This is a genomic window from Paenibacillus humicus NBRC 102415, from assembly GCF_004000905.1.
Taxonomy (GTDB): Bacteria; Bacillota; Bacilli; order Paenibacillales; family Paenibacillaceae; genus Paenibacillus_O; species Paenibacillus_O humicus.
This window is the reverse complement of record NZ_BIMD01000001.1, coordinates 93,410-118,229: the sequence shown is the minus strand read 5'-3', so window position 1 is coordinate 118,229 and position 24,820 is coordinate 93,410. Positions and strand designations below refer to the sequence as shown.

Here is a 24,820-nt window from a genome sequence, read left to right as displayed (position 1 = left end):
GATTTCTGCGGGGCAGCTTCATGCCCCGTCATGGACTCATGTATCTTCCGCCGCCGATGCCGAGATCGGCCAGCTTGCCGGAATCGGCTTGCAGCAGAAAGGAATTGCTGCCCTCGGCAGCATTCCATTCCATGCCCAGAATCATGCCTTCTACGGTACGCGCGGCAAAGCGCAAGGAAAAGGAGTCCGGGTTCATGGTGCCGCCGTCGTCCACGGTCCACGTAGAATTTTCATCATAATCCGCCGGGAAGTCCTTGTAAAGGGGTTTCGATTTCTCCGGTACGAGAACGAGGCTCGCCAGCATGCTTTTTTGCTCCCGCGCGAACTGGATCAGCAGCAGATCCATTGGTTTTCCATTCACGTCTATCCGGCCGATCGTCCAAGCCTGGTCGACCTTCCGTTTCTTCTCTTGGGCAATGGCCTTCAACAGAGAGGCGTCCGGCTTGGCAGCCTTCCTGTCCTCGACCGGGAAGAAGGCTTCCGGTGCTTGCTCGCCGCGCAGCATATAATAGGTAGCGTTCGGCTGGGCAGTACCCTGTTCAACCTGAAACACGTACCCCTTCATATGGACAAAGTTGGATGCCGTCTGCCTGCCGTTATCCTTTGCGTCTCCTTGCTGCACTCCCGCATAAGCCACCGGCAGCGTCTTGCCGCCTGCTCCCGCTGCGGTCTTGATCGAAGAGAGGGCATCCGGATCGATCTCTCCCTGGATATCCGGCACGATCATCAGCTTCGTTCCCGTCTCGTCGGCAAAGCCGAAGTAGGCGGTCAGGGATTTCTCTCCAAGAGCAGGAGCCGCTGTCGCGGTATTAGTCGACGGCGAAGCGGACGGTTTTCCGGACGCAGCCGGCTTTGGCGCGCTCGCTGACGGTGATGGCGATCCAGACTCCTTTGGCGTGCTCGCTGACGGTGATGGCGTTTCAGCCGGCTTTGGTGCGCTCGCTGACGGTGATGGCGATTCAGTCGGCTCCTGCCCGCCAATGCTGTGATCAGGCGAGGAGGAAGGGGTGATCGCAGCTGCATCCATGCCCGTGCTCTTTCCTGACGAGCCGGCTTTGTCGTCTCTCCCGCTGCAGGCGGAGAGAGACGCCGCGAGCATGATCGCAGCCGCGCAGAATGCAGCCTTGCGGATTGCTTTCATTCGTCCGCCCCCCATCCGTGCGAGCCGATGGCGGCAATCTGCTCTGACTCCACCACCGTCACTCCCTCGGGAGCCCTCTTCGCCGCCTCCAGCATGGCGGACGCAACCGTCGCCGCATGAACGGGCCGGTAGCGGGCCAGCTTGCCGACCATCAGCCCCGACAGCGGCTTCGCCAGCGCAGCGGCCCATTTCTCGCCCGGCCGCCGCTCCTGGCGCTTCCCGAGCAGCTGGGAAGGTCTGAGCACAATCAGACGCCGCAGGCTCAGCTTCTCCAGCTGCCGCTCCAGCTCTCCCTTGACCCGGAGATAGAAATACCGGGAGTCCGGCGAAGCGCCGATGGACGATACGATCACAAGCGCGCCGGCTCCCTGCGAAGCCGCCATTTCGGCAAGCCGCAGCGGAAGCTCGTAATCCACCCGCCGAAACGCTTCACGCGTACCCGCTTTGTTGATTGTCGTGCCTGTGGCGATGAACAGGTCGTAGCCACCCGGGATGCCTTCGAGACATTGCTCTGGCTGGCTGCCTTCCATCGCCCTCTCCTCCAGCCTCGGATCCGACAAGCCCGTTGGACGGCGTCCGATCGCAATGACGTTGGCATAGCGCTCTCCTGCAAGAAGCAGGTTGAGCAGCTCGCGGCCGACGAGACCGGTTCCTCCTGCAACAACCGCCGTTTCTCCCATTTGCAATCTCCTTTTCTGCCCCATGATATCCATCCATTTTTTCATTTCGCCGCTTGGAAAGCAATTTGCGCCTCTATTATGCATTTTGCTCCTCTATTTGGAAACAGACGTGTAGAAGGACCAAAAGGGTTCGGAAACAGACTCACCGAGCAGCAAAAAGCACGCCTCTGCCCCAAAAGCTCCGAGTAAGACGATTTTTTCTGCTTATTTCGCTGCTTCTGCCCAAGAAACACCGAGGAAGACGATTTTTTCTGCTTATTTCGCTGCTTCTGCCCCAATAGCTCCGAGTAAGACGATTTTTTCTGCTTATTTGACTGCTTCTGCCCCAAAAGCTCCGAGTAAGACGATTTTTTCTGCTTATTTGGCCTCTTCTGCCCCAAAAGTTTCGAGTAAGACGATTTTTTCTGCTTATTTGGCCTCTTCTGCCCAAGAAACACCGAGTAAGACGATTTTTTCTGCTTATTTCGCTGCTTCTGCCCCAAAAGCTCCGAGTAAGACGATTTTTTCTGCTTATTTGACTGCTTCTGCCCCAAAAGCTCCGAGTAAGACGATTTTTTCTGCTTATTTGGCCGCTTCTGCCCCAAAAGTTTCGAGTAAGACGATTTTTTCTGCTTATTTGGCTGCTTCTGCCCCAGAAGCTCCGAGGAAGACGATTTTTTCTGTTTATTTGGCTGCTTCTACCCCAAAAGCTCCGAGGAAGACGATTTTTTCTGCTTATTTCGCCGCTTCTGCCCCAGAAGCTCCGAGGAAGACGATTTTTTCTGCTTATTTCGCTGCTTCTGCCACAGAAGCTCCGAGTAAGACGATTTTTTCTGCTCATTGCTACCTGCAATAAGCTCAAGCTAAAGCAAAAACCGCTTCTGCGGCAGCAGAAGCGGTAAAATCGATGCGGGCAGCCTACTTGCCGAGCACGCGGAAGGTACCGGTGCCGAAGGCGCATAAGTCCCCTTGTTCCGTGCGGGCGTACGCTTGCGTACTGATCATCTTGCGGGATTGATGGACGATCTCGGCCGAGACGATCAGCCGTCCCTCCCTGATCGGCGAGACATAATTGAGGTTCAGGTTCGTCGTCACGACAGCCGTCTCCGGATGGGCCGCCATCGCGGCCATCCCCATCGCGGAATCGATCAGCGTCGCATAGACCCCGCCATGCAGAATGCCGATCAGATTCATATGATGCGGCTGGACATCGAGATAGACGACGCATCTGCCGTTTTCCAGCTGCTGCATCTCGGCGCCCAGAAAGCCCCAGAACGATTCTTTCGCCGCTTCCTCCCAGATCGCCATTTGTTTGGCCAGGATCGATGAATCCGCTTCCAAGTTGTTGTCCATCCGGCGTTCTCCTTTCAGACGGCGCTTCAGTCCTTTGCCGTTTTCTCCTTCTCCTTCTCCTGCTCTTCCTCGATCAGCTTGCGCCGTAGCACCTTGCCTACGAGCGTCTTGGGCAGCGCCGCGCGGAATTCGTACGCCTTGGGCACTTTGTAGGCGGCAAGCCTTTCCTTGCAAAACGCCTTCAACGCCTGAGGATCCTCCTTCGCTCCGCTTCTGAGCACGATATAGGCCTTCACCGTCTCTCCCCGGTAAGGGTCGTTGATGCCGGCGACGATCGCCTCCTCGACGTCGGGATGCTCGAAGAGCACCTCCTCCACCTCTCGGGGATAGATATTATACCCTCCCGCGATGATGAGATCCTTGCGCCGGTCCAAGATGAAGAAATAGCCGTCCGCGTCCATCCGGCCGAGATCGCCCGTATAGAGCCAGCCGTTCCTGATCGTGACCGCCGTATCCTCGGGACGGTTCCAATAGCCGGACATCACCTGCGGCCCGCGGACGATCAGCTCTCCGATCTCGCCGGGCTCGACATCCTCCCCGGTATCGGGATGGACGATCTTGGCTTCCGTATCGGGGAAAGGAATGCCGATGGAGCCCGGCTTGCGTTTCTCCCAAATATTGTTCGCATGCGTGACCGGCGACGCCTCCGTAAGGCCGTACCCTTCGATCAGCTTGCCTCCCGTGAGCTGCTCGAATCTCTCCTGCACCTCGAGCGGCAACGAGGCTGCCCCGCTGATGCAGGCTTTGATCGAGGAAAGATCATAATTCCTGATATCGGGATAATTGATGACGGCAATGTACATCGTCGGCGCGCCTGGAAAGACAGTAGCTTTTTTTTTGGCAATCGCTCGGAGCACCTGCTTGATCTCGAACCTCGGGAGCAGGTCAAGCGTCGATCCGTTCAGGATGCCCAGGTTGAGCAGGACGGTCATGCCGAAGACGTGGAAAAAGGGCAGCGCGGCGAGATAGCGCTCTTCCGGGCCGCCGGCCCTGTAGTTCCACAGCTTGGACTGGATCGTATTGGCGATCAGATTGCGATGGGTCAGCATGACGCCCTTGGCGAATCCCGTCGTGCCGCCCGTATACTGGATCAGAGCCAAATCGTTGCGCGCGTCGATCGGCACTCCGGCCGGCTTGGGCTCCGCTTGCTTCAGCAGCTTGCGGAACGAAATCAGCTCCTCGCCGTCATAGTCGATCGAAGGAATCGGCGTGCCGTCCTTCCTGGCCTTGATCGGATAGAGGAGATTTTTCGGAAAGGACAGATAATCCGCCACGGAAGTGACGATAATCCGCTCCATCGGCTGTTTGGCCATCGATTGCTTCACGCGGCCGACGAGCTGATCCAAGGTGACGATGATTTTCGCCCCGCTGTCCGTCAGCTGATGCTCCAGCTCCCGAGGCATATAGAGCGGATTCGTCATGACGACGATGCCTCCCGCGAGCAGCGCGCCATAATAGGCGATGACGGCCTGAGGGCAGTTGGGAAGCATGACCGCGACCCGGTCTCCCTTGCGGAGACCGAACCCGTTCATGGCGTTCGCGAAGCGGTACGTTTGATCCAACAGATTCTCGTAGGAGATGCGGGCGCCCATGAATTCCAGCGCGGTGCGCTTTGGATGCTTGCGGGCGGTCTGGACCAGGAATTCCGCCAGGTTCTGGTCCGGATAGTCGTAGGTCGGCGGTACTTCGGCGGGATAATGGCTGAGCCATGGCCGGTTTGACATGCCGTTCACCCCATTTCCTGCCCGATTAAGGAACGTAGCGCTCCGCTTCGATGACGCGCGAAGCAATGCGGCGCTTCAGCTGCACCGTATTGGCCGGATTCGACTTCGTCAGCTTTTTCAGCACGGACAGCTGCGTGCGAAGCGTATCCCCGGATTCCATGGCGGCGAGCGTTTCCTTTGCAAGCTCCGCGATGCGGGCGAACTCCTCCTGCACGAAGACGGTCGTCATGTCGACGCCGAGCTGAGCCTTTGCTCCGCCCTGGAGCGAAATGCGCTTTTGGGTGCGGAGGACGGCGCTTTCCATCGCGAAGATCGAGATCATGATGTCGGCCAGGTTGCTCAGTATTTCCTGCTCCTGATCCAGCTTCATCTGGTACTTCTGGACGGCTCCGGCGCCGGCCATCAGGAAGATTTTCTTGGCGTTGGAGAGCAGATGAGCTTCCCGCTCCAGCGTGCCCTCGAACTTCTCGCCGAGCGAGGAGCGCATTTCCAGCAGCTCGCCCTGCAGCTTCATCGCTTTCTGCATGAGAGGCAGCTCGCCCTTCATCGCGCGCTTGATGAGCGTGCCGGGTATGAGCAGCCGGTTGATCTCATTCGTGCCCTCGAAGATGCGGTTGATGCGGGAATCGCGGTAGATGCGCTCGACGCGGTATTCCTGGGTGAAGCCGTAGCCGCCGTGGATCTGCACGCCTTCGTCGGCGACGAAGTCGAGGCCTTCGGATGCGAACACCTTGTTGATGGAGCATTCCAGCTGGTATTCCGCGATCGCCTTGGCCGACTGATAGCCGACGTCGGCAGCGGAATAGTCCACGTCGGCGAGCCCGACGTCGAACAGCCCGGCCGTGCGGTAGACCATCGACTCCATGACGTACGTGCGGATGTTCATATCGGCCAGCTTCTTCGCCACGAGCGGGAAGCTGCTGATCGGGCGGCCGAACTGGGCGCGTTCATTCGCATATTTGGCCGAGTATTCGATGGCGTCCTTGGAGGAGCCTACGCAGCCGACGGCGAGCTTGTAGCGGCCGATGTTGAGGATGTTGAAGGCGATCAGATGGCCCTTGCCGACTTCCCACAGCAGGTTTTCGGCCGGCACCTTGACGTCTTCCAGAATGAGCGGACAGGTCGAGGAGCCTTTGATTCCCATTTTCTTTTCTTCCGGACCGATGCTCACCCCTTCCATCGAACGCTCGACGATGAACGTGCTGAAGTCCTTGCCGTCCACCTTGGCGTACACGATGAACACGTCGGCGAAGCCGGCGTTCGTAATGAACTGCTTCGTGCCGTTCAGCACGTAATGCTTGCCGTCCTCGTCCAGGACGGCCGTCGCTTTGGCGCCGAGAGCGTCGGAGCCGGAGGACGGCTCCGTCAGGCAGTAAGCCGCGATCAGCTCGCCGGTCGAGAGCTTGGGCAGGTACTTCTGCTTCTGCTCTTCATTGCCGAAATAGACGATCGGCAGCGTGCCGATGCCGACATGCGCGCCGGCGGAAAGGGCGAATGCCGACGCCTTCGTCATTTTCTCGCTGATCAGTGTGGAGCTGACCTTGTCGAGCCCGAGACCGCCGTAGGCTTCCGGCACATCGGCTCCCAGCAGGCCAAGCTCTCCGGCCTTGCGCAGCTTTTCGACCGTCAGCTCATAATTGAGCTTCTCGATCGCCTCGTCGACAGGCGCGATCTCGCCCGCGACGAAATCCTCCGTCGTCTCGGCGATCATGCGCTGCTCTTCGGTCAATTCTTCCGGGATGACAATGCTGCTCGCGTCGATATCCTCGATAATGAAGCTTCCGCCCAGCACTTTGCTTTTGGTCGTCATGATAATCGCTCCTTGGAATGGGTTGGATTGATGAGCCATGCTGCCCTCGGATTTCCCCGCCGCAGATACGGCCGCCAGCGGAATTCTGCTCCGCCTCGGCCGGCTGGACGCCCCGGTGCAGCATCCCTTGCCTGCACTCTACCTGCTCAAGCGGAATGGACTTCGAAGACGCCTGCCGCTCCCATGCCGCCGCCGATGCACATCGACACGACGCCGTAGCCGCCCCCTCTGCGGCGCAGCTCGTTGATCAGCGAGACGCTGATCTTGGTGCCGGTGCAGCCGAGCGGATGGCCCAGCGCGATCGCGCCGCCGTTGACATTGACCTTCTCCTCGTCGATGCCGAGCTCCCGGATGATATGGAGGCACTGGGAGGCGAACGCTTCATTGATTTCATAGAGATCGACCTGCTCCTGGGAAATGCCGGCTCGCTTCAGCGCCTTTGGAATCGCCTCGACCGGGCCTACGCCCATGATCTCCGGCTCGACGCCCGCAAGGGCGAACGAACGGAACGTAGCCAGCGGCTTCAGGCCGAGCTCGTCGGCTTTCTCGCGGCTCATGATGACGACCGCAGCCGCTCCGTCGCTGATCTGCGAGGAGTTGCCCGCCGTCACCGAGCCGTTCAGCTTGAACGCAGGGCGCAGCTTGCCGAGCGTATCCGGCGTCGTATCGACGCGGACGCCTTCATCGGTGTTGAAGACGAACTTCTCGGTTTTCACCTTGCCGCTGTCTTCCATGGACTTGAGCTCCGCTTCGAACGGGACGATCTCATCGGCGAACTTGCCTGCGGCGATGGCTGCAGCCGCCTTCTCATGGGAGCGGGCAGCGAAGATGTCCTGGTCCTCGCGGCTGACGCCGAACTTCTCCGCGACGCGCTCGGCCGTATGCCCCATCCCGATATAGACTTCCGGGTATTCATCGACGATTTTCGGATTCGGGGAAATTTTGAAGCCGGTCATCGGAACGTGGCTCATGCTCTCCACCCCCCCGGCGATCATCACATCCGCGTTGCCGGTCATGATGCGCTCCGCCGCGAAGGCGATCGATTGCAGGCCGGAGGAACAGAACCGGTTGACGGTCAGCGCCGGAACCGTCACCGGGAAGCCTGCATACAGCGACATGATGCGGGCGAAGTTGAGCCCCTGCTCCCCTTCGGGCATCGCGCAGCCGATGATGATATCCTCCACATCTTCTTTCTTGAGCCCCGGCGCCCGCGAGACTACTTCCTGCAGCACGATTTTGCCGAGGTCGTCCGCGCGGGTTTGGCGAAGGCTGCCTTTCTTGCCTTTGCCGATCGCCGTCCGGGCCATGGATACGATTACCGCTTCTCTCATGACTTCACGCTCCTTTAATGGTTCGCGTTTTGTGAGCAGCCGCTCCGGAAATAAAAGGCCCTTCCGATCGCTCTTGCCCCCGGATTTCTTTGATTCCGCATGAATGTGGAAATCCGGCTGCAAATGCGACCGCTCCTCTTCTCCATGGAGCTTACATTTCCTGCGATCTCTGCACAGCCGTCCCAAACTCCTCCAGAATACTGAGCGGTCACATGGCTCTTAAATCCGGATGGCTTTGATTCCACAGAAAGATGTCGTTTCTGTGCCGAGCGATATCCTAATTCCGCAAAGCCTTGCCTTTGGAGAGCATATGCTGCATGCGGGCCTGGGTCTTCGGCTCGCCCGTCAGGCTGAGGAAGGCTTCGCGCTCCAGATCGAGCAGATATTGCTCCGATACGAGCGTGCCGGCCGGCAAGTCGCCGCCGCTCAGCACATGCGCCAACTTCTTGGCGATGAGAAGGTCGTGGTCGCTGATGTAGCCGCCTTCCTTCATGCCGATCGCCGCGAGCTGCAGCGCGGCCTTGCCTTCGGCGCCGGCGATGCGGATCTTCTCTTCCGGAGGGAGCGTGTAGCCGTCCGCAGCCATCTGCAGGACAGCCTGCTTCGCTTCGTAGATCAGATGGTCCGCGTTCGGCAGGATGCGGTCGTTCGTGCGGAGGTAGCCGAGCCGCTTGGCATCATGCCCGCTCGAGGACACCTTCGCCGAGCCGACCGTCTCGAACACCTGGCCGAGCAGAGGCAGCAGATCCGCTTCCGGATGCCCGGCCTGCCTGCTGACGCGCAAGGCGAATTCCTTGCAGCCGCCGCCGGCCGGGATGAGGCCGACGCCGACTTCGACGAGGCCGTAATAAGTCTCCGCCGCGGCGATGACCTGGTCCGCCGGCATGCAGGCTTCGACGCCGCCGCCGAGCGTCATCCGGTGGGGCGCCGCGACGACCGGCTTTTCCAGCCGCTTCAGCTTATACATGCTCTGCTGGAACAGGTTGATGATTTCGTCGACTTCGTCCCATTCTTCGTCCTGCGCTTCCATGAGCAGCAGCATCAGATTCGCGCCGACGCAGAAGTTGCGGCCCTGGTTCGCCAGGACGAGGCCGCTCCAGTTGCGCCGGACTTCCTCCGCGCTCTGCTGGATCATCGACAGGATATCGTCGCCGATGGCGTTGTTCGGGGAATGGAATTCCAGGCAGACGACGCCGTCGCCGATATCGATCAGGCTGGCGCCTGTATTGGATTTGACGACCTTGTTCTGCTCCTTGAGCGAGCGCAGGTCGATCTCTTGAACAGGGGCTTCGACTTCCTTGTACCGGCTGCCGCTCACATAGAAGCGCTTGCCGTTGTCCTTCTTATAGAAGCTCGCATGGCCGGCTTCAATCCATTCCTTGACCCATGCCGGAACGGCGAGGCCTTCCTTCTCCATCCGCTGCACCGACTTCGCGAGCCCGATGGCATCCCATGTCTCGAACGGGCCCAGCTCCCAGTTGAAGCCCCATTTCATCGCTTCGTCGATTTCCTGGATCGAGTCGGCGATCTCCCCGACCTTGTCGGCGGAATAGACCAGAACCTGCTTCAATATATTCCACGCCAGCTCCGAATACTTGTCTCCGGCGCCGAGGAGAGCCTTCGTCTTTTCACGGGCGCCTTTGACGCTCTTCGCCGCTTCCAGGGAACCGGAAGCCGCTTTTTTCTGCGGCGTATACTCCAGCGTCCCGAGATCGATCGACAGGATCTCGCTCTTGCCGCCTTCTCCTTTGCGCTTCAAATAAAAGCCTTGGCCGGATTTCTCGCCCAGCCAGCCGCGCTCGACGAGCTGCGTCAGGGCGGCCGGAGGCGTGAAGTCTTTGCGCTCGGCCTCGTTGTCCACATTCAGGCGGACGTTGTCCGCGACATGGATGAACGTATCGAGGCCGACGAGATCCAGCGTGCGGAAGGTGGCGCTCTTCGGGCGTCCCATAGCCGGACCGGTGACCGCATCCACTTCCTCGACGGTGAAGCCGCCCTTCTCCATTTCCTGCAGCGACACGAGCAGACCGTACGTCCCGATTCTATTTGCAATGAAGTTCGGGGTGTCCTTGGCGATGACGACGCCTTTGCCGAGGACGGTTTCTGCAAATGCCTTCATCTCGTTCACAAGCTCCGCATCCGTTCCGTCCGCCGGAACGATTTCCAGCAGTTTCATGTAACGGGGCGGATTGAAGAAATGGGTGCCCATGAACGACCTGCGGAACGGCTCGCTGCGCCCTTCCGCCATCGCGTTGATGGAGATGCCGGAAGTGTTGGAGCTGACGATCGTTCCCGGCTTCCAGTGCTGCTCGATGCGGTCGAGCAGGCTGCGCTTCGCGTCCAGATTCTCGACGATGACCTCGATGATCCAGTCGGCATCCGCGATCTTGTGGAGATCGTCCTCCAGGTTGCCCGGCGTGATGCGGCCCGCGAAGGCCGGATCGTAGAGAGGCGCCGGATTCGTCTTCTTCAGCTTGGCGATGGCGCTTGCGGCCAGCCTGCTGCGGACAGCCGGATGCTCGGCCGTCAGGCCTTTCTTCTCTTCCTCGGGGGTGAGCTGCTTGGGCACGATGTCCAGGAGCAGCGTCGGAATGCCAACGTTGGCCAGATGGGCGGCAATGCCGGAACCCATAATGCCGGAGCCGATGACGGCGGCTTTGCGGATCGAAATGCTCATCGTTGCTTGCCTCCTTGATTAAGGTTTTTGCGGCTTTCAAGAACAATGCTTTTCCCGTGTCGGATGCTCTCTTCCTCTTCATGGCCGATCGAAGAAGGACGGTCCGCTAACTAAGGTGCGCGTACCCTTATGCTGCCGGCTCTGGCTGCCTCCATGCGTTATACGGCCATCCCTTCGCTGCCGGCCGGAGCGCTGCCCGCGCATCCGAATACGGCTTCCTCGAGAATTTCGGCGATGTCGCGCGCCTTCACCCTGTCATCGACTTCCTTCAGCTTCGTGCCGTCCTCCAGCATCGTCAGACAGTACGGACACGCGCTGCTGATCAGCGTCGGATTCACTTCGAGCGCCTGCTCGGTGCGCGCCAGGTTGACGCGCTTGCCTGCCGTCTCCTCCATCCACATCATGCCGCCGCCCGCTCCGCAGCACATGCCGTTCTCCCGGCTGCGCGCCATCTCCACCAGATCCACGCCGGGAATGGCACGGAGCACATCGCGCGGCTCGTCATACACGTTGTTGTAGCGGCCCAGATAACAGGAATCATGGTAGGTGATCCGCTCGTTGACCTCATGCTTCGGCTGCAGCCTGCCTTCCTTCAGCAGCCGGTCGAACAGCTGCGTATGATGGAGCACCTCCACGCCTTCGAGACCGAAGTCCGGATACTCGTTCTTCAGCGTGTTGAACGTATGCGGGCATGCCGTCACAATCTTCGTCACTCCGTACTTCCGGAACGTCTCGATATTCTCCATGCACAGCTGTTGGAACAGCATCTCGTTGCCCATGCGCCGCGGCGTGTCGCCGGAGTTTCTCTCCTCGTTGCCGAGAATCGCGAAGCGGATGCCGGATTCGTTCAGCAGGCGGGCGACGGCCCTCGAGATTTTGCGGCTGCGGAGATCGTAGGAGCCCATGGAGCCGACGAAGAACAGATAGTCGAACTCCGGGTTTTCCTTGACGAGCGGAACGCTGACCCCTTCCACGTCTCCGGTCCATTTCACGCGGTCGTTGCGGTTGATTCCCCAAGGGTTGCCTTGGCGCTCGATGTTCTGCATTGCGCGCTGGCCTTCATGCGGCACGCTGCCCTGCATGAGGACGAGGTGGCGGCGCAAGTCGATGATCTTGTCGACATGCTCGTTGCCGACCGGACATTGGTCCTCGCAGTTGCGGCATGTCGTGCACGCCCAGATCTCGTCCTCCGTCATGACTTCGCCGATGAGCTCGACTTCCTGCGGGCTGCGCTCCTCTTGATGCCAAGAAGCCTTCTGCCAGCCGATCGTCGGCCGGATATCCGTGATGGCGCCGCCGGGATCCCTCCATGCGACGGAGTCCGACTCTTCCGCGCCGGCCGCCACCTCCTCCGCGCCTCCTCCGGCCATCTCGAGCAGCGAGCCGGGCATTTCCGCAGAACGAGGGACAAAGGCATGCGCCTTGCCTCCCCCGGCGCTTCCTGTGCCGAAAGCGAACTCGGGAACCCAGGGAGATCTGCCGGTGACGGCCGCTCCCTTGTCGATCAAGTGGTCGCGAAGCTTCACGATCATGTGCATCGGAGAGAGCGCCTTGCCGGTATTGGATGCCGGGCACACATTCGTGCAGCGGCCGCATTCCACGCAGGCATAGAAATCGAGCATCTGCTTCTGGTTGAACTCCTCGATCTTGCCGACGCCGAACGATTCCGCTTCCTCGTCCTCCAGATCGATCTTGCTCAGCCTTCCGGCCGGCTCCTGCTTGCGCAGATAGATGTTGACCGGCGCGGTGAGGATATGGAAGTGCTTCGACTGAGGCACGTACACGAGAAACGCGAGCAGGATGGCCAGATGCGCCCACCAGGAAACCATGAACAGCACATGCGCGGCTCCGGCTCCGATTCCTTGCATGCCTTCGGCCATCACGGAGGTGATCGGCGCGTAGCCGGAAAATGCCATGCCGAGCCAAATCCGCTCGAAAGCAAGGGAGAACAGGACGGATGCCATCAGTCCGAAGATGAAGAAGACGACGATGCTCGGCTTCCACCCTCTCTTCAGACGGGCGAGCTTCTCGCCGTAGCGGCGGTAGGCCGCATACCCCATCGCGACCAGAATGGCGAATACGGTGATTTCCTGCAGCAGGCTGAACCAGCCGTATCCGGGAACCGGCAGATGGTGCTTGCCTGCCGTCAGGCCTTTGATGATCAGGTCGAGCGCTCCGAACTGCAGAATGACGAATCCATAGAAGATGACAATATGCATGATGCCGCTGCGGATATCCTTGAGCAGCTTCGTCTGGCCGAATACTTGAGCGAGGAACTCGCCCCATCTGCCCTCTCCCTTGAGAGGCACGGCTGTCTTTTTCCCCAGCTTCATATAGAGCCAGCGGTGGTACACCGCCCTGTAGAACAGATAGACTCCGCAGCCCGTCAGAGCCAAAAACAAGATGAGATTGATCAGCTGTCCTGCCATTGCGGCTCACCCTCTCTGCAAATTCCTTTCGCCGGCCGTTCGCCGGGCATTCTTAGATGAAGCGCTTACAAGGCCGGTTCAAAAAAATCTTAGTGGTATCCCGCCTGTCATGCTGTCCGGCGCGGCTGCATACGTCTCCAAATCCTCCGCTACACTACTAAGAAATAAGAAGGAAGATATCCCGCCTCTTCCTCTCCGATCCCAAGCATGTTCCGCCTTCTGGAAGGCGGTTAGCGTCCAAGTTCCGGATAAATCGTTGACAATCCGTGTGATATCCCCTAAGATGAAGAAAATGAATGAGCATTCATTCACCATACGTAAATACTACCACCGAGGTGCCATCATGACAAGTAGGAAGCCGGAAAAATATTATCAGATCCTGGAAGCCGCCCAAAAAGTCATTGCCGAAAACGGGTTCCACGGCTCGCAGGTGTCGAAAATCGCCAAGGAGGCCGGAGTCGCCGACGGTACGATCTATTTATATTTCAAGAAGAAGGAAGATATCCTGATCTCCTTGTTCGAGGAAAGGCTCGGGGATCTGGTCGGACGGTTCAAAGCCCGGCTGGAGGATACGGCGACTGCCGGCGAAGCTCTGCGCGCCATCTGCGAGATCCACTACTCCGTCCTGGAGCAGAACATCAATCTCGCATACGTGACCCAGATCGAGCTGAGGCAGAGCTCGCTGGAGCTGCGCAAGGCGATCGGCCTGACCGTACGGCCTTACATCCAGCTCATTGAGCAGATTCTGGAAAAAGGGGTGAGAGAAGGAGCGTTCCGGGACAATCTCGACGTCAAGCTGACCCGGCATCTTATATTCGGAGCGATGGATGAGGCGGTTTCCTCCTGGCTCATATCCGGGCAGAAGTTCTCCCTGACCGCCCAAGTCGACAAAACCGTCGAATTTTTCCTGCATGGCCTCAAAAAATAACAGGGATTCAACCATTCGAGGAGGAGAATCGAGATGAACATTTTCTGCCTGCTGAAGCAAACCTTTGATACGGAAGAACGGATCGTAATCCAGGACGGCCAGGTTTCGGACGACGGCGTCAAATATGTCATCAATCCTTACGATGAATATGCGGTCGAGGAAGCGCTCCAGCTCCGGGAAAAGCACGGCGGAACGGTTACCGTCGTCTCTGTCGGCCCCGCCCGGGCAGCGGAAGCGCTTCGCTCGGCGCTGGCGATGGGAGCCGATGAGGCGGTGCTGATCTCCGACGAGCGCATCCAATCCGACGAAGCGGGCATCGCCTCCTTGCTCCAGGCTTATATCTCCAAGCAGCCCTTCGACGTCATCCTCGGAGGCAACTTCTCCGTCGATACCGGCGGCGGCCAAGTCGCGGTCCGGCTTGCGGCGGGTCTCGGCATTCCCCACGCCGCTTCCATCACGAGTCTTGACATCGACGGTACGGCTGCCAGCGTCAAGCGGGATGCCGAAGGAGACACGGAATCCCTCGAGCTGACGCTGCCGGCGCTGTTCACCGCCCAGCAAGGCTTGAACGAGCCGCGCTACCCGTCGCTGCCGAATATCATGAAGGCGAAGAAAAAGCCGTTCCAGACGCTGTCTCTGGACGATCTCGGCGTCGACGCCGCCGCCGTCGCCCCGCTGACCAAGCGGCTTGGCCTTTCCCTGCCGCCTGAGCGCGGAGCCGGCCAGCTCATCAAGGGAACGCCGGCCGAGCAGGCCGCGCGTCTCGTCGAGCTGCTGCGCACAGAAGCCAAAGCGATCTGATCCCATCCTTTTTTCCTATCCAAGGAGGTTAAACCATGAGCCAATCCGTTCTTGTCATCGCCGAAATCCGCGGCGGAAAATTGCGCCAGGTATCGCTTGAAGCCGTCCATGCCGCCAACCAGTCCGCGGGCGGCGCTCCGGTCGACGCCGTCATCATCGGCAGCGGCATCATTCCGGTCGCCTCCGAGCTGGCCGCCTACGTGTCGGGCAAAGTCTACGCCGTCGATCATCCTGAGCTCGCGTCATACAACGCTCCGGCTTATCTGGCCGCCGTCAAAGGCCTTCTCGACGAACGGAAGCCAGGCCGCGTCTTCCTCGGCCATACTGCGGAAGGCAAGGATCTGGCGCCGCTTGTCGCCGCCCATCTTGGTGCCGGACAAATTTCCGACGTCATTGCTGTAAGCGATTCCGCGGACGGCTCTGTCTATACCCGTCCGATCTACGCGGGCAAAGCTTTTGAGGAAAAAGCCTTTTCCGGCGGCTCCGGCGTCGTCACCGTCCGGCCGAACAACCTTCCGCCAGCCGCACAGGCCGCGTCGCCGGCCGAAGTGGTCGACCGCGATTATGCTCCAGCCTCCGATCTCCGCTCGATCGTCAAGGACGTCGTGCGCAAAGCCGGCGGCAAGGTCGACCTGTCCGAGGCGAAGATCGTCATCTCCGGCGGACGCGGCGTGAAGAGCTCCGACGGCTTCAAGCCGCTCCAAGAACTGGCCGATGTGCTCGGTGCCGCCGTCGGCGCCTCCCGCGGAGCCTGCGACGCCGGCTACTGCGACTACGCGCTGCAGATCGGCCAGACCGGCAAGGTCGTCACGCCGGAAGTGTACATCGCCTGCGGCATCAGCGGAGCCATCCAGCATTTGGCGGGCATGAGCCAGTCGCGCGTCATTATCGCGATCAACAAGGATCCGGAAGCTCCGATCTTCAAATTCGCCGACTACGGCATCGTCGGCGACCTGTTCGAAGTCGTGCCGCTGCTGACGGAAGAGTTCCGCAAAGTGCTCGCGTAAACAGCATGAACCCGCCCGGATGATGCCATTACGGGCGGGTTTTTCGATGGATATGAATCATTCCTGAGGAGGAGCTTGTTATGGGACCGTTTCGACCCGATCTGCTCAAAGGCAAAACCGTGCTCGTGACGGGCGGCGCGACCGGACTTGGACGCGCAATGGCGGAAGGCTTCGCCCGGCATGGAGCCTCCATCGCGCTCGCGGGACGCCGCGAGGAGAAGCTGCAGGAAGCGGCTGAGGCGTTCCGCGAGGCCGGCCATGATGTGTTCGTCCAAAGCTGCGACGTCCGGGACCCGGCTTCCCTATCCGCATTGGCGGATGCTTTGGACGAGCGCTTCGGAGGCGTCGACGTGCTCGTCAACAATGCCGCAGGCAACTTCATCAGCCCGACCGAGAGGCTCTCGCCCCGCGCCGTCGACGCCGTGCTGAACATCGTGCTGCACGGAACCTTCTATGCGACGCTGGAGTTCGGCAAGCGCTGGATCGCGGCCGGCCGGGGCGGAACGATGCTGAACATCGTCACGACCTATGCCGAGACCGGCTCCGGGTTCGTGGCGCCGTCGGCCGCCGCCAAAGCCGGGGTGCTTGCTCTCACCCGCTCGCTGGCGGTGGAATGGGCGCGCTACGGCATCCGCCAGGTCGCCATCGCGCCAGGTCCGTTTCCGACGGAAGGCGCATGGGCAAGGCTGGCTCCGACACCGGAGCTGGCCGAGCGCATGGCGGACCGCATTCCGCTCAAGCGAGTGGGCGACAAGCAGGAGCTTGCCGATCTGGCCGCATTTCTCGTCTCCGATTACGCTTCTTATCTCAACGGCGAGGTGGTGACGATCGACGGCGGCGAATGGCTCCAGGGCGCCGGACAGTTCAACAGCCTGCTTGAAGTGACGCCGGAACAGTGGGACCGGCTGGCCGAGCTTACCCGCACAGGCGGCAAAGGGCAATAAAGCGTTTGCCGCCTGTGCGACCGGCAGCTTCCGTTCATGGGGGAAGCAGCTGCATACGCCAAAAAGCCCTCGCCGGGCTGAAGCTTCTGCCCGGCGAGGGCTTTTCCTGCACAATCAGACCGGAACTCCGCTTCCCGGGAGCGCCGCGATGATCGGCTCCAGGGCGGCGGCAGCCGAATCGGCCTGCACGAACCGTTCCTGTTCGCTGTCGTACCGGTCGGAGCCGTGCTCGTAGCGCGGGTCGTAATAAGCGGTCAGCAGCAGCTCCGCGGCGCGGCCGAAGTCATCGTTCCGAATGCTCTGCTCGATTTCCGCCGCGACAGGGGTATGGATTCTCGACTTGATCACGCGGAAGGCGGCCATGCATTGCTGCTTGTGCTCCTCCGGACGGTAATCCTCCAGAATATGCCGGATCCGCTCCCCGATCGGCAGCTCGATCCGGATCGGAATTCCCGTCTCCTTGGCTTCCATCAGAAACTCGGGAAGCACGCATTTGCCGATGCGGCGGCTTTCCGCCTCCATAATGACGTAGGGCGAATGCTGCAGAGCGATCAGCCGCTCAAGCAGCAGCGACTCGAACGTCTTCTGGTTGTGGGCGCGCATCCCGATCTGGCCGAATATGGAGCCGCGATGCCCCGCCATCCCCTCCAGATCCAGCACCGGATACCCGCGGCGTTCAAGCTCGGACAGAATTGCCGTCTTGCCCGTCCCCGTATTGCCGTGAAGGACATAGGCGCGCTGATTGAAGGAGAATTCCGCCAGCGTCTCGACGACCCAGCGCCGGTATTCGCGGAATCCGCCCGACAGCCGGTAAGCGTGGATGTCCATCAAGGAAAGCAGAGTCGCCGTCGTCCGGCTCCGCATGCCCCCTCTCCAGCAGAACAGGGCCTTCTTCTGGGGAATGGCCGCGAACTGCGCGATGAATGCCGGCAGCTTGGCCGAGATGATCTCGAGCCCCCGCTTCTTCGCTTCCTGGACGCTCACCTGCTTGTAGAGCGTGCCGATCTCCGCCCGCTCGCGGTCGTCGAAGAAGGGGATGTTGATGCTTCCGGGAATCGTGGATTCCTCGTATTCGGACGGGGAGCGGACGTCGATGATGACGAGCTCTCCCGAGTCCCTCTTCGCTCTCAGCTCTTGCACGGTCAAATCCTGAAACATGGAATCTCTCCTTACGATACTTCGATGATGCCGTGATGGTCGTCGACCGCTTCTCCGATGAGAGCCGCCTCAAGACCTGCGGCAAGCAGCTCGCCGAGCAGGGAATCCGCTTCTTCTCCGGCTACGGAAATGAGGAGTCCTCCCGAAGTCACCGCGTCGCACAGGATGAGGCGGTCGAGCTCGTCGAGCTCCGGGCCGAACGTGACAGCAGGCTGCACATGCGCATAGTTGTTTCTCGTGCCGCCCGGCACGAAGCCTTCTTCGGCGAGCTCGCGGGTGCGCGGCAGGACCGGAACGTCGCCGCGTCGGATATTCAGGCCGACCCGGCTGCCTTTTGCCATCTCCGAAGCATGGCCGAGCAGCCCAAAGCCGGTCACATCGGTGCAGGCATGGACGTCGTAGCCGTCCATGATTTCGGCCGCCTTGCGGTTGAGCTCCGCCATGACGGAAGTCACCTTGGCGACATCTTTTTCCGTCAGCCGGTCCTTCTTGATCGACGTCGTATAGATGCCCACCCCGATCGGCTTGGTCAGGATGAGCTTGTCGCCCGGACGGGAGCCGGCATTCGTGCGGACGCGGCCAGGATGGACGAGACCGGTGACAGCCATGCCGAACTTGGGCTCCTTGTCGTCGATGGAATGGCCTCCGACGAGCGTCGCGCCTGCTTCCGCAAGCTTGTCGGCAGCTCCGCGGAGAATATCGGCGAGGATGCTTTTGTCGAGCGTCGCGATCGGAAATGCGACGATATTGAGGGCCGTCAGCGGCTTGCCGCCCATCGCGTAGATGTCGCTGATGGCGTTGGCAGCCGCGATCTGGCCGAAGGAATACGGGTCATCGACGATCGGAGTAAAGAAATCGACCGTCTGCACGAGCGCGAGCTCGTCGCTCAGCCGGTAGACCCCTGCGTCGTCGCTCGTATCAAGCCCGACGAGCAGATCGGCGTTGGGCAGCGCCGGAGGCAGCTGCCTCAGCACTTCCGACAAGTCGGACGGTCCGATTTTGCAGCCGCAGCCGCCTTTGGTGGAGAGCGAGGTCAATTTGATCACATTGGATTCCGGCATGGTTCATCCTCCCAGATGGCTAGTACTTTACTCCCTTAAGTATACGCCAAGGCCGCGCAAAAACCAAAATGGCGCGCCGAGCTTCGCCCCTATCCCCTAACGCTTCAAAAAAGTGAAGGAACGGATCGCGGGATATGCTATAATAATCAAGTTTTCCATTCCATCTTAGGAGGTTGTATTCATGAGTCCTTCCCAAGGAACTCTTCCGCGCCCGGCGATGAGCGGCAAAAAGGCCGTCTGGCTTGCTGTCGCATTCATCCTGATTACCGTCGCCGGCCTGACATATGTAAAATGGTGGCCCTACTACGGAAAGGCGTTGAAAGCCATCACGGAGCATACGATCGGCAGCTCGATTCTGACCGGCGGCTCTGAAAGCATTCCGTCCCCGTCGTGGCAGTCCGCGTGGGACTATGCCCAGGCTTATTATAAAGCCGTCTGGAAAGCCGCCGTGCTCGGCATCCTGCTCGGCTCCCTCGTTCAGGTGCTGATTCCGTCAGGCTGGCTGCTCCGCGTTCTCGGCGGACGCAGCTTCAAGAGCACCGCCATCGGCGGCCTGGCCTCGCTGCCCGGCATGATGTGCTCCTGCTGCGCCGCTCCGATCGCTGTCGGCCTGCGCAAAAAAAACGTTTCCGCCGGCGCCGCCCTCGCCTTCTGGCTCGGCAATCCGCTGCTGAATCCGGCGACGCTCATCTTCATGACGTTCGTGCTCACGTGGAAGTTCACGCTGCTGCGGCTGTTGTTCGGCATCGCCATCACCTTCGGGGTGAGCTACTTTGCGAACCGCTTCGTCAAGGACGCCGCCATCCCGGAAGATCAGGTGCTCACCGCCGTGCCGGCTGACGACGATCGTCCGTTCTGGCTGCGCTGGCTGCGAAGCCTCGGCCAAATGCTGCTGAACGTCGTCCCGGCTTACATCATCGCCGTTCTGCTGCTCGGCGCCGCGCGCGCCTGGCTCTTCCCGAGCCTCGGCGAAGGGACAGGCATGACCATTCTGACGCTGCTTTTGTTCGCTGTCGCAGGCACGCTGTTCGTCATTCCGACTGCAGCCGAGATTCCGATCGTGCAGGCATTCACCTCGCTCGGTTTCGGCGGCAGCGCCGCAGGCGCTCTGCTCATCACGCTGCCTGCCGTCAGCCTGCCGTCGCTCCTGATGATCCGCCGCGCGTTCCCGGCCAAAGTATTGGGGCTTGTGTTCGGGTCCGTCGTCGCCGCCGGCGTGCTCAGCGGCATCATCGGCTCCTTCTTCCTATAGCCGCATGAAAAAAAGGCCGTCTCCGAAAATGATCGGAGACGGCCTTTTTTTCATCGCTTCAATTTTTCGGATGAGCCTTCAGCCACGACAGCATGTCGTCGAGAGTGCGGACGGGAACGATCTCCAGCGAGGCGCTGCCTTTGCGGGCATCCTTCTCCTGGCCTTGCGGCACGAAGAACACATCCGCGCCTGCTCGGGCGACCGTATAGGCCTTCTGCTCGATGCCGCCGATTTCCCCGACGTTCCCATTCCCGTCCAGCGTGCCGGTGCCGGCCACCCGATTGCCGTACGTAACGCCTCCCGGAGTCAGCTGATCGATAACCGTCAAAGCCAGCATCGCCCCATGCGACGGGCCTCCTTGGTACACGATATAGGAGCGGTAGTCGGCCTTTCTCGTCAGATCCGCCCGGGTGCGGTCCTGCACCTGGATGCCGAATGCCGCGCGGCCCCGCTGCTCGGGATTCTCCTTCGTTTCGATATCCGCCGACATCTCCTGACTGCCCCGCTTGAGCCCTACACGGACCGTATCGCCCGGCTTGACGGAGCCCATGACCTTCGCCAGCACGGCCGTCGTGCCGACCTCCTTGCCGTTCAAGCGGGTCAGCACATCGCCGGGCTCAAGACGCCCTTCCGCCGGACTGTCCTTGAGCAGAGCGAGCACTTGAACCCCGGTCGGGATCACGCCCTGGCCGAGACCGAGCTTTTTGAGCGCGACGGCGGTTCCGACGTCGTTGGCGCCTGCCCGCTGGATGAACACCTGCCGTTGGATTTCTCCCAGCGAAATGCTCGTATCCCTCTTTTCAATATGCAAATGGGGGAACAGCCCGGCGTAGATCCAGTCCACCGGAAAAGCCGGACGCTCGATGACGAGAACGCCTTCCAGGCTCCCCCTGTCCGTACCTCCTTGGATATGGGCATACCGGTTCATGTTCATCGTGAATCCCGGAGTGGTGACGCCATATGAGGTCGGGTAAAAAAGAAACGCTCCGACCGCCGCCGCTGCCAAGGCGGTCGTCAACGATCTCCAGGGGAAGCCTCCCCGTCTTGCAGTCTCGCTCACAAGAGCGTCGATGAGGATGAGAGCTCCGGTAGCCGCCGCTGCCGCAGCGGCGGCTCCGAAGCGGTCCGGCCGCGTAAGAAGCAGCAGCGCCGTCAGGATGCCTCCGGCTACGGCGAGAAGATTAATGACGCCAAGCCAGCTTCTTCCCCTCTGGAGCCAGGAGGAATAAGCGCCGGCAGCCCACATGAGAGGGATGGCCGCAGCGGTCCGGGACAGGATTTGAATCAGATCCATCCAATAATAGCTGCCCAGCCGCAATGGATCCCCGATCCAGATCAGTTCTCCACAAACGGACCCAACCGCAGCGGCGATCAGGGATGCCGCGTACCAGCGGGAGCTTTTGCCCATTTCCTCGTCCTCCCCGAATGACTGCTTCTGACTTTCCCTTGTCTTCCTTCTCTACTAGGATACACAAGAGGGAGGCTTACATTCAATGCAGGCTTCCGGTCGGCCGTTTTACAGACCCGGCGAATGCCGATACAATGAAGAAGTTCGCTACCATAATGCCGGCCCGGCTTGGTGCCGGCACACCAAGGAGATCGATTCAGCCTATGGACATCGCAACCTGGAACGCCCTGCAAGCCGGCCTGCCGCAATGGCTGGACAACAGCCGCGCCCGAACGGCAGACGGCAAGACCGCTTCCTATATTCCCGAGCTCAGCAAGGCGGATCCCGATACTCTCGGCATCCATATCGCCGACATGAACGGCGGTTCCGTCTCGGCAGGCGACTGCGGGACCAGATTCACCATGCAAAGCATATCCAAGGTATTCACGCTGATCCTCGCTCTCATGGACAATGGCGAGGAGGCTGTATTCAGCAAAGTCGGCATGGAGCCGACCGGGGACAATTTCAACTCGATGCTCAAGCTCGAGCTCGTACAGCCGGGAATTCCCTTCAATCCGCTTATCAACGCCGGGGCCATCGTCATTTCTTCCTTGATCAACGGAAACAGCCCCGCCGAGAAGGCGGGGCGCATCCTGGATTTCATCTCCGGACTTGCAGGCAATCCTGATCTGGCGGTTGACGACGCCACCTATTATTCCGAATCCGCAACCGGCAACCTGAACCGGTCCATGGCGTATTTCCTGACCGACAACGGCGTTCTCCGAGGCGGAGTCGAGGAAGTTCTGGAAGTCTATTTCCGCCATTGCTCCATCTCGGTCACATGCAGCGATCTCGCGAGGATGGCCGTCATTCTGGCGAACGACGGCATCGATCCCGTCACGGGACAAGCCTTGATTCCAAGACGCTACGTTCAGATCGCCAAAACGTTCATGGTCACCTGCGGCATGTACAACGGCTCCGGACAATTCGCCATCGATGTCGGCTTGCCTGCCAAGTCCGGCGTATCCGGCGGCATTCTGGCGCTCGTGCCGGGCTTGGCGGGAATCGGGGTCATCGGTCCGGCGCTCAACCCGCATGGCAACAGCTTGGCCGGGGTTCATCTGCTGCGTTCCTTGTCCCGTGAATTCGACTGGAGCATGTTCTAGAGAATTTCCTCGCCTTCCGCTTCACCTTCCCTTACCTGGATGGTGAAGCGGATGCGGTAGCCTTCCCCGTCATGCTCGAACCACAGCTCGCCGCCCATTCCCTCGATCCGGTCCCTGACGCCGGATATGGGCTGAATGCGGCTCTCGACTTCATGGGGATGCCAGATCGTGAAGAGCAGATCGAGCATATCGTTGCCGATGCTTCGGGAATTCACATGAACACGGGCGCCGACCGTTCCCGGCTCTGCGCCGAAGGCGGCTGCCGAGAGAAGGATGATGAGCGTCTCCCGAAGCAGCTCCTCGTCCCCGACCACCCGGATCGGAAGCTCGGGATCCAGCCAGCAGCTGAGCTGCAGCTGCTGGCTGAGCCCGTCGTGAAGACCGGCGGCAAGCTCTGCCAGCAGCAAATGAAGCGAGAACGGCGTTATCCGGCGATCGACGGAACCGGCGGCCATGCGCGAGTTGGCCATCATATGCTGAATCAGTTGAATGAGATAGCCGCTGCTTCCAATAATCGTATCGACGTAGCTTCTCTGCTCGTCGGTCAATTCCGTCTCCGCCAGAAGCTCCGCCATGCCGGAAATGCCGGTCATAGGAGTGATCATCTCAAGTCCAAGTTCGTAGAGCTGATCCTTATCCTTTTCCAGCCTGGCATTGGCGGAACTCATCGCTTCGAGGCGGCGCTTGTCTTCCAGGCTCTCTTCCTCGAGTCCGGATTCCTTCTGAAGGAGCCATCTGGCCGCCGCCATCTGCAGGACGGCTTTCTCCATCTCGGTGAACGCCGCTTCCCTCCGCAGCAGTCCCAGCGTCCCCGTCGATGCCTTGCCGCCGGTTCTCACCTGCAGCCCGCAGTAATGAAACCCGAGCCAGGTATCCCCTTCGGCTCCAGCTTCCGGTTCATCGACCTCCAGACCGCAGTGCAGAATCGGTTCCCCCTTATGATGCAGATGCGCGACATGCTCCTCGTTCCCTTGCCGTTCGGAAACGAAGTAGGCGTCGGCATCGATCAGCTTCGAGATTCCCGTCAACAGCGCGTCCATCGGCAAGCGGACATTTTCTTCTTCCGCCAAATGATCATGTGTTAATTCCGTCATCGCATCAACGCCCACCCCGAAAAATAATAAAAGCCAAGAATAGGCGCCTTGCCGGCACCGGTTCTTGGCTCATGAACAGCGTATCGTAATATCTGGTCATAAAGTCCGTTATTCGTTTGGAAACGTATAAACGATAATGCTTTGATCCTTGTCGAACTTCCAGTCGAGGTACAGACCGTCGGGGCTGCGGCCCACCGCACGGTTCATGTCGACTTCCGTAAGCAGCATGGATTTTTCCAGCGAGCGCTTCGCTACGCGAAGCGCCGGCTCGTAGCCGGCCCGGAGCAATTCCTTCTCCAGCTTGATCAGAATGCCGGACCGGTACACGATCAACGTCCGGGGATTCGTCCAGAACGAGTAAAGCTTGTCAGGAAGCTTCTCTGCTTCTTCCGATATCCTTCTCACCGATTCGTGTATGTACGGCTTGCCCCTGTACTTCTCCTGATGCGCTTCGAATTTGGAGCTGTCCACCAAACCGACCATGATTCCGGAGTGGTTGTCCAGGTTCCAGTCGTAATACACATCCGTAATCTCCAGATCCAGCGACTCCAGAACGAGAGCCTTGAAATCCGGCAGAAGGAGATCCATTACGAGCTGGCGCATTTCCCTGACAGCCTCGTCCTTGTTCTGCTGCAGCATGATCTTCTCGACCACGCTGACGAACTGGCGAAAATGCATGGTCACGCATACTTCATTGCTTGAAACGAAAATCGATTCCGGACCTTTGCCGAAGCGGTCTCGGAGCAATTTGCCCATTTGGCTGGTCAATTGGGACAGAGCGGCACGGTTCTCCAACCTTTAGTCATCCTTTTAGCTAGTATCAAAAACGATTTTGAACTTGGACGTCGCCATTATAGCATATAATGCCATCGATAGATAGAGATGCTTATCGACAGAA

General features: G+C 59.9%; 20 protein-coding genes. 7 read left to right on the top strand and 13 right to left on the bottom strand.

Translation table 11 applies throughout. The annotated features are described in order from the left end of the window. Positions 1-28: 28 nt before the first annotated feature. Both PHU01S_RS00540 and PHU01S_RS00535 read right to left on the bottom strand, forming a co-directional pair. Complete coding sequence (locus PHU01S_RS00540; RefSeq protein ID WP_127505500.1) at positions 29-1,141, bottom strand: hypothetical protein; 1,113 nt, start codon at positions 1,139-1,141, stop codon at positions 29-31. Then, on the bottom strand, positions 1,138-1,821 hold the full coding sequence (locus PHU01S_RS00535; RefSeq protein ID WP_164762921.1) for an NAD-dependent epimerase/dehydratase family protein: 684 nt from the start codon (positions 1,819-1,821) through the stop codon (positions 1,138-1,140). The genes PHU01S_RS00540 and PHU01S_RS00535 overlap by 4 nt, the downstream gene beginning before the upstream one ends. A gap of 310 nt (positions 1,822-2,131) precedes the next feature. On the opposite strand from PHU01S_RS00535, the gene PHU01S_RS25530 reads away from it, so the two are divergent. Beyond that, positions 2,132-2,656: a hypothetical protein gene (locus tag PHU01S_RS25530; protein ID WP_164762920.1), complete on the top strand. Its 525-nt coding sequence runs from the start codon at positions 2,132-2,134 to the stop codon at positions 2,654-2,656. A gap of 62 nt (positions 2,657-2,718) precedes the next feature. Here PHU01S_RS25530 and PHU01S_RS00525 read toward each other — a convergent pair whose 3' ends face one another. The 6 genes from PHU01S_RS00525 to PHU01S_RS00500 form a co-directional block, all read right to left on the bottom strand. Further along, positions 2,719-3,153, bottom strand: coding sequence for a PaaI family thioesterase (locus PHU01S_RS00525; protein WP_053086963.1), 435 nt, complete (start codon positions 3,151-3,153; stop codon positions 2,719-2,721). Positions 3,154-3,179: 26 nt separating this feature from the next. Then, the gene (locus PHU01S_RS00520) at positions 3,180-4,877 is read right to left on the bottom strand and encodes a long-chain-fatty-acid--CoA ligase (RefSeq protein WP_164762919.1); all 1,698 of its coding nucleotides are present in this window, start codon (positions 4,875-4,877) and stop codon (positions 3,180-3,182) included. Positions 4,878-4,902: 25 nt separating this feature from the next. Next, positions 4,903-6,687 carry an acyl-CoA dehydrogenase FadE gene (locus PHU01S_RS00515; protein ID WP_127505493.1) on the bottom strand — a complete coding sequence of 595 codons (1,785 nt, stop codon included), beginning with the start codon at positions 6,685-6,687 and terminating at the stop codon, positions 4,903-4,905. Between the two features lie 146 nt (positions 6,688-6,833). Beyond that, positions 6,834-8,018, bottom strand: coding sequence for an acetyl-CoA C-acyltransferase (locus PHU01S_RS00510; RefSeq protein ID WP_127505491.1), 1,185 nt, complete (start codon positions 8,016-8,018; stop codon positions 6,834-6,836). 277 nt (positions 8,019-8,295) lie between these two features. Further along, the gene (locus tag PHU01S_RS00505) at positions 8,296-10,695 is read right to left on the bottom strand and encodes a 3-hydroxyacyl-CoA dehydrogenase/enoyl-CoA hydratase family protein (protein WP_127505489.1); all 2,400 of its coding nucleotides are present in this window, start codon (positions 10,693-10,695) and stop codon (positions 8,296-8,298) included. Between the two features lie 158 nt (positions 10,696-10,853). Then, positions 10,854-13,124: a (Fe-S)-binding protein gene (locus PHU01S_RS00500; RefSeq protein WP_127505487.1), complete on the bottom strand. Its 2,271-nt coding sequence runs from the start codon at positions 13,122-13,124 to the stop codon at positions 10,854-10,856. A gap of 343 nt (positions 13,125-13,467) precedes the next feature. Between PHU01S_RS00500 and fadR the strand changes: the two genes are divergently transcribed. The 4 genes from fadR to PHU01S_RS00480 all read left to right on the top strand — a co-directional run bounded on the left by fadR (position 13,468) and on the right by PHU01S_RS00480 (position 16,804). After that, positions 13,468-14,052, top strand: a complete 585-nt coding sequence (gene fadR, locus PHU01S_RS00495; RefSeq protein ID WP_127505485.1) for a fatty acid metabolism transcriptional regulator FadR — start codon at positions 13,468-13,470, stop codon at positions 14,050-14,052. Between the two features lie 33 nt (positions 14,053-14,085). Next, on the top strand, positions 14,086-14,853 hold the full coding sequence (locus PHU01S_RS00490; RefSeq protein ID WP_048744081.1) for an electron transfer flavoprotein subunit beta/FixA family protein: 768 nt from the start codon (positions 14,086-14,088) through the stop codon (positions 14,851-14,853). A 35-nt stretch (positions 14,854-14,888) separates the two neighbouring features. Next, positions 14,889-15,860 carry an electron transfer flavoprotein subunit alpha/FixB family protein gene (locus PHU01S_RS00485; RefSeq protein WP_127505483.1) on the top strand — a complete coding sequence of 324 codons (972 nt, stop codon included), beginning with the start codon at positions 14,889-14,891 and terminating at the stop codon, positions 15,858-15,860. A gap of 80 nt (positions 15,861-15,940) precedes the next feature. Next, positions 15,941-16,804 carry an SDR family oxidoreductase gene (locus PHU01S_RS00480; protein ID WP_048744085.1) on the top strand — a complete coding sequence of 288 codons (864 nt, stop codon included), beginning with the start codon at positions 15,941-15,943 and terminating at the stop codon, positions 16,802-16,804. 114 nt (positions 16,805-16,918) lie between these two features. On the opposite strand, the gene mnmH is transcribed toward PHU01S_RS00480, so the two are convergent. Further along, positions 16,919-17,962, bottom strand: a complete 1,044-nt coding sequence (mnmH, locus tag PHU01S_RS00475) for a tRNA 2-selenouridine(34) synthase MnmH (RefSeq protein WP_127505481.1) — start codon at positions 17,960-17,962, stop codon at positions 16,919-16,921. Positions 17,963-17,973: 11 nt separating this feature from the next. Beyond that, complete coding sequence (selD, locus tag PHU01S_RS00470) at positions 17,974-19,023, bottom strand: selenide, water dikinase SelD (protein ID WP_049867456.1); 1,050 nt, start codon at positions 19,021-19,023, stop codon at positions 17,974-17,976. 181 nt (positions 19,024-19,204) lie between these two features. Here selD and PHU01S_RS00465 point away from each other — a divergent pair, with 181 nt between their 5' ends. Then, entirely contained in the window at positions 19,205-20,275 is a 1,071-nt protein-coding gene (locus PHU01S_RS00465) for a permease (RefSeq protein WP_049867457.1), read from the top strand. A gap of 58 nt (positions 20,276-20,333) precedes the next feature. On the opposite strand, the gene PHU01S_RS00460 is transcribed toward PHU01S_RS00465, so the two are convergent. Further along, positions 20,334-21,683 (bottom strand): PDZ domain-containing protein, encoded by a 1,350-nt coding sequence (locus PHU01S_RS00460; protein WP_127505479.1) that lies wholly within the window; start codon positions 21,681-21,683, stop codon positions 20,334-20,336. A gap of 203 nt (positions 21,684-21,886) precedes the next feature. On the opposite strand from PHU01S_RS00460, the gene glsA reads away from it, so the two are divergent. Continuing rightward, positions 21,887-22,828: a glutaminase A gene (glsA, locus tag PHU01S_RS00455; RefSeq protein ID WP_021880768.1), complete on the top strand. Its 942-nt coding sequence runs from the start codon at positions 21,887-21,889 to the stop codon at positions 22,826-22,828. Here glsA and PHU01S_RS00450 read toward each other — a convergent pair. Together PHU01S_RS00450 and PHU01S_RS00445 are read right to left on the bottom strand one after the other, a co-directional pair. Next, the gene (locus PHU01S_RS00450; RefSeq protein ID WP_049867459.1) at positions 22,825-23,922 is read right to left on the bottom strand and encodes a sensor histidine kinase; all 1,098 of its coding nucleotides are present in this window, start codon (positions 23,920-23,922) and stop codon (positions 22,825-22,827) included. The two genes, glsA and PHU01S_RS00450, sit on opposite strands and share 4 nt — an antisense overlap. 108 nt (positions 23,923-24,030) lie before the next feature. Further along, complete coding sequence (locus tag PHU01S_RS00445; protein WP_021880766.1) at positions 24,031-24,717, bottom strand: Na-translocating system protein MpsC family protein; 687 nt, start codon at positions 24,715-24,717, stop codon at positions 24,031-24,033. Positions 24,718-24,820: the final 103 nt, after the last annotated feature.

Excerpts from the sequence above, each read along its gene's own strand:
- fadR (WP_127505485.1), top strand. The coding sequence starts at position 13,468 with ATGACAAGTAGGAAGCCGGAAAAATATTATCAGATCCTGGAAGCCGCC.
- PHU01S_RS00450 (WP_049867459.1), bottom strand. The coding sequence starts at position 23,922 with ATGACGGAATTAACACATGATCATTTGGCGGAAGAAGAAAATGTCCGC.
- PHU01S_RS00485 (WP_127505483.1), top strand. The coding sequence starts at position 14,889 with ATGAGCCAATCCGTTCTTGTCATCGCCGAAATCCGCGGCGGAAAATTG.
- PHU01S_RS00500 (WP_127505487.1), bottom strand. The coding sequence starts at position 13,124 with ATGGCAGGACAGCTGATCAATCTCATCTTGTTTTTGGCTCTGACGGGC.
- glsA (WP_021880768.1), top strand. The coding sequence starts at position 21,887 with ATGGACATCGCAACCTGGAACGCCCTGCAAGCCGGCCTGCCGCAATGG.
- PHU01S_RS00515 (WP_127505493.1), bottom strand. The coding sequence starts at position 6,687 with ATGACGACCAAAAGCAAAGTGCTGGGCGGAAGCTTCATTATCGAGGAT.
- PHU01S_RS00460 (WP_127505479.1), bottom strand. The coding sequence starts at position 21,683 with ATGGGCAAAAGCTCCCGCTGGTACGCGGCATCCCTGATCGCCGCTGCG.
- PHU01S_RS00510 (WP_127505491.1), bottom strand. The coding sequence starts at position 8,018 with ATGAGAGAAGCGGTAATCGTATCCATGGCCCGGACGGCGATCGGCAAA.
- PHU01S_RS00525 (WP_053086963.1), bottom strand. The coding sequence starts at position 3,153 with ATGGACAACAACTTGGAAGCGGATTCATCGATCCTGGCCAAACAAATG.
- PHU01S_RS00490 (WP_048744081.1), top strand. The coding sequence starts at position 14,086 with ATGAACATTTTCTGCCTGCTGAAGCAAACCTTTGATACGGAAGAACGG.
- PHU01S_RS00480 (WP_048744085.1), top strand. The coding sequence starts at position 15,941 with ATGGGACCGTTTCGACCCGATCTGCTCAAAGGCAAAACCGTGCTCGTG.
- PHU01S_RS00505 (WP_127505489.1), bottom strand. The coding sequence starts at position 10,695 with ATGAGCATTTCGATCCGCAAAGCCGCCGTCATCGGCTCCGGCATTATG.
- selD (WP_049867456.1), bottom strand. The coding sequence starts at position 19,023 with ATGCCGGAATCCAATGTGATCAAATTGACCTCGCTCTCCACCAAAGGC.
- PHU01S_RS00520 (WP_164762919.1), bottom strand. The coding sequence starts at position 4,877 with ATGTCAAACCGGCCATGGCTCAGCCATTATCCCGCCGAAGTACCGCCG.
- mnmH (WP_127505481.1), bottom strand. The coding sequence starts at position 17,962 with ATGTTTCAGGATTTGACCGTGCAAGAGCTGAGAGCGAAGAGGGACTCG.
- PHU01S_RS00535 (WP_164762921.1), bottom strand. The coding sequence starts at position 1,821 with ATGGGAGAAACGGCGGTTGTTGCAGGAGGAACCGGTCTCGTCGGCCGC.
- PHU01S_RS00540 (WP_127505500.1), bottom strand. The coding sequence starts at position 1,141 with ATGAAAGCAATCCGCAAGGCTGCATTCTGCGCGGCTGCGATCATGCTC.
- PHU01S_RS00465 (WP_049867457.1), top strand. The coding sequence starts at position 19,205 with ATGAGTCCTTCCCAAGGAACTCTTCCGCGCCCGGCGATGAGCGGCAAA.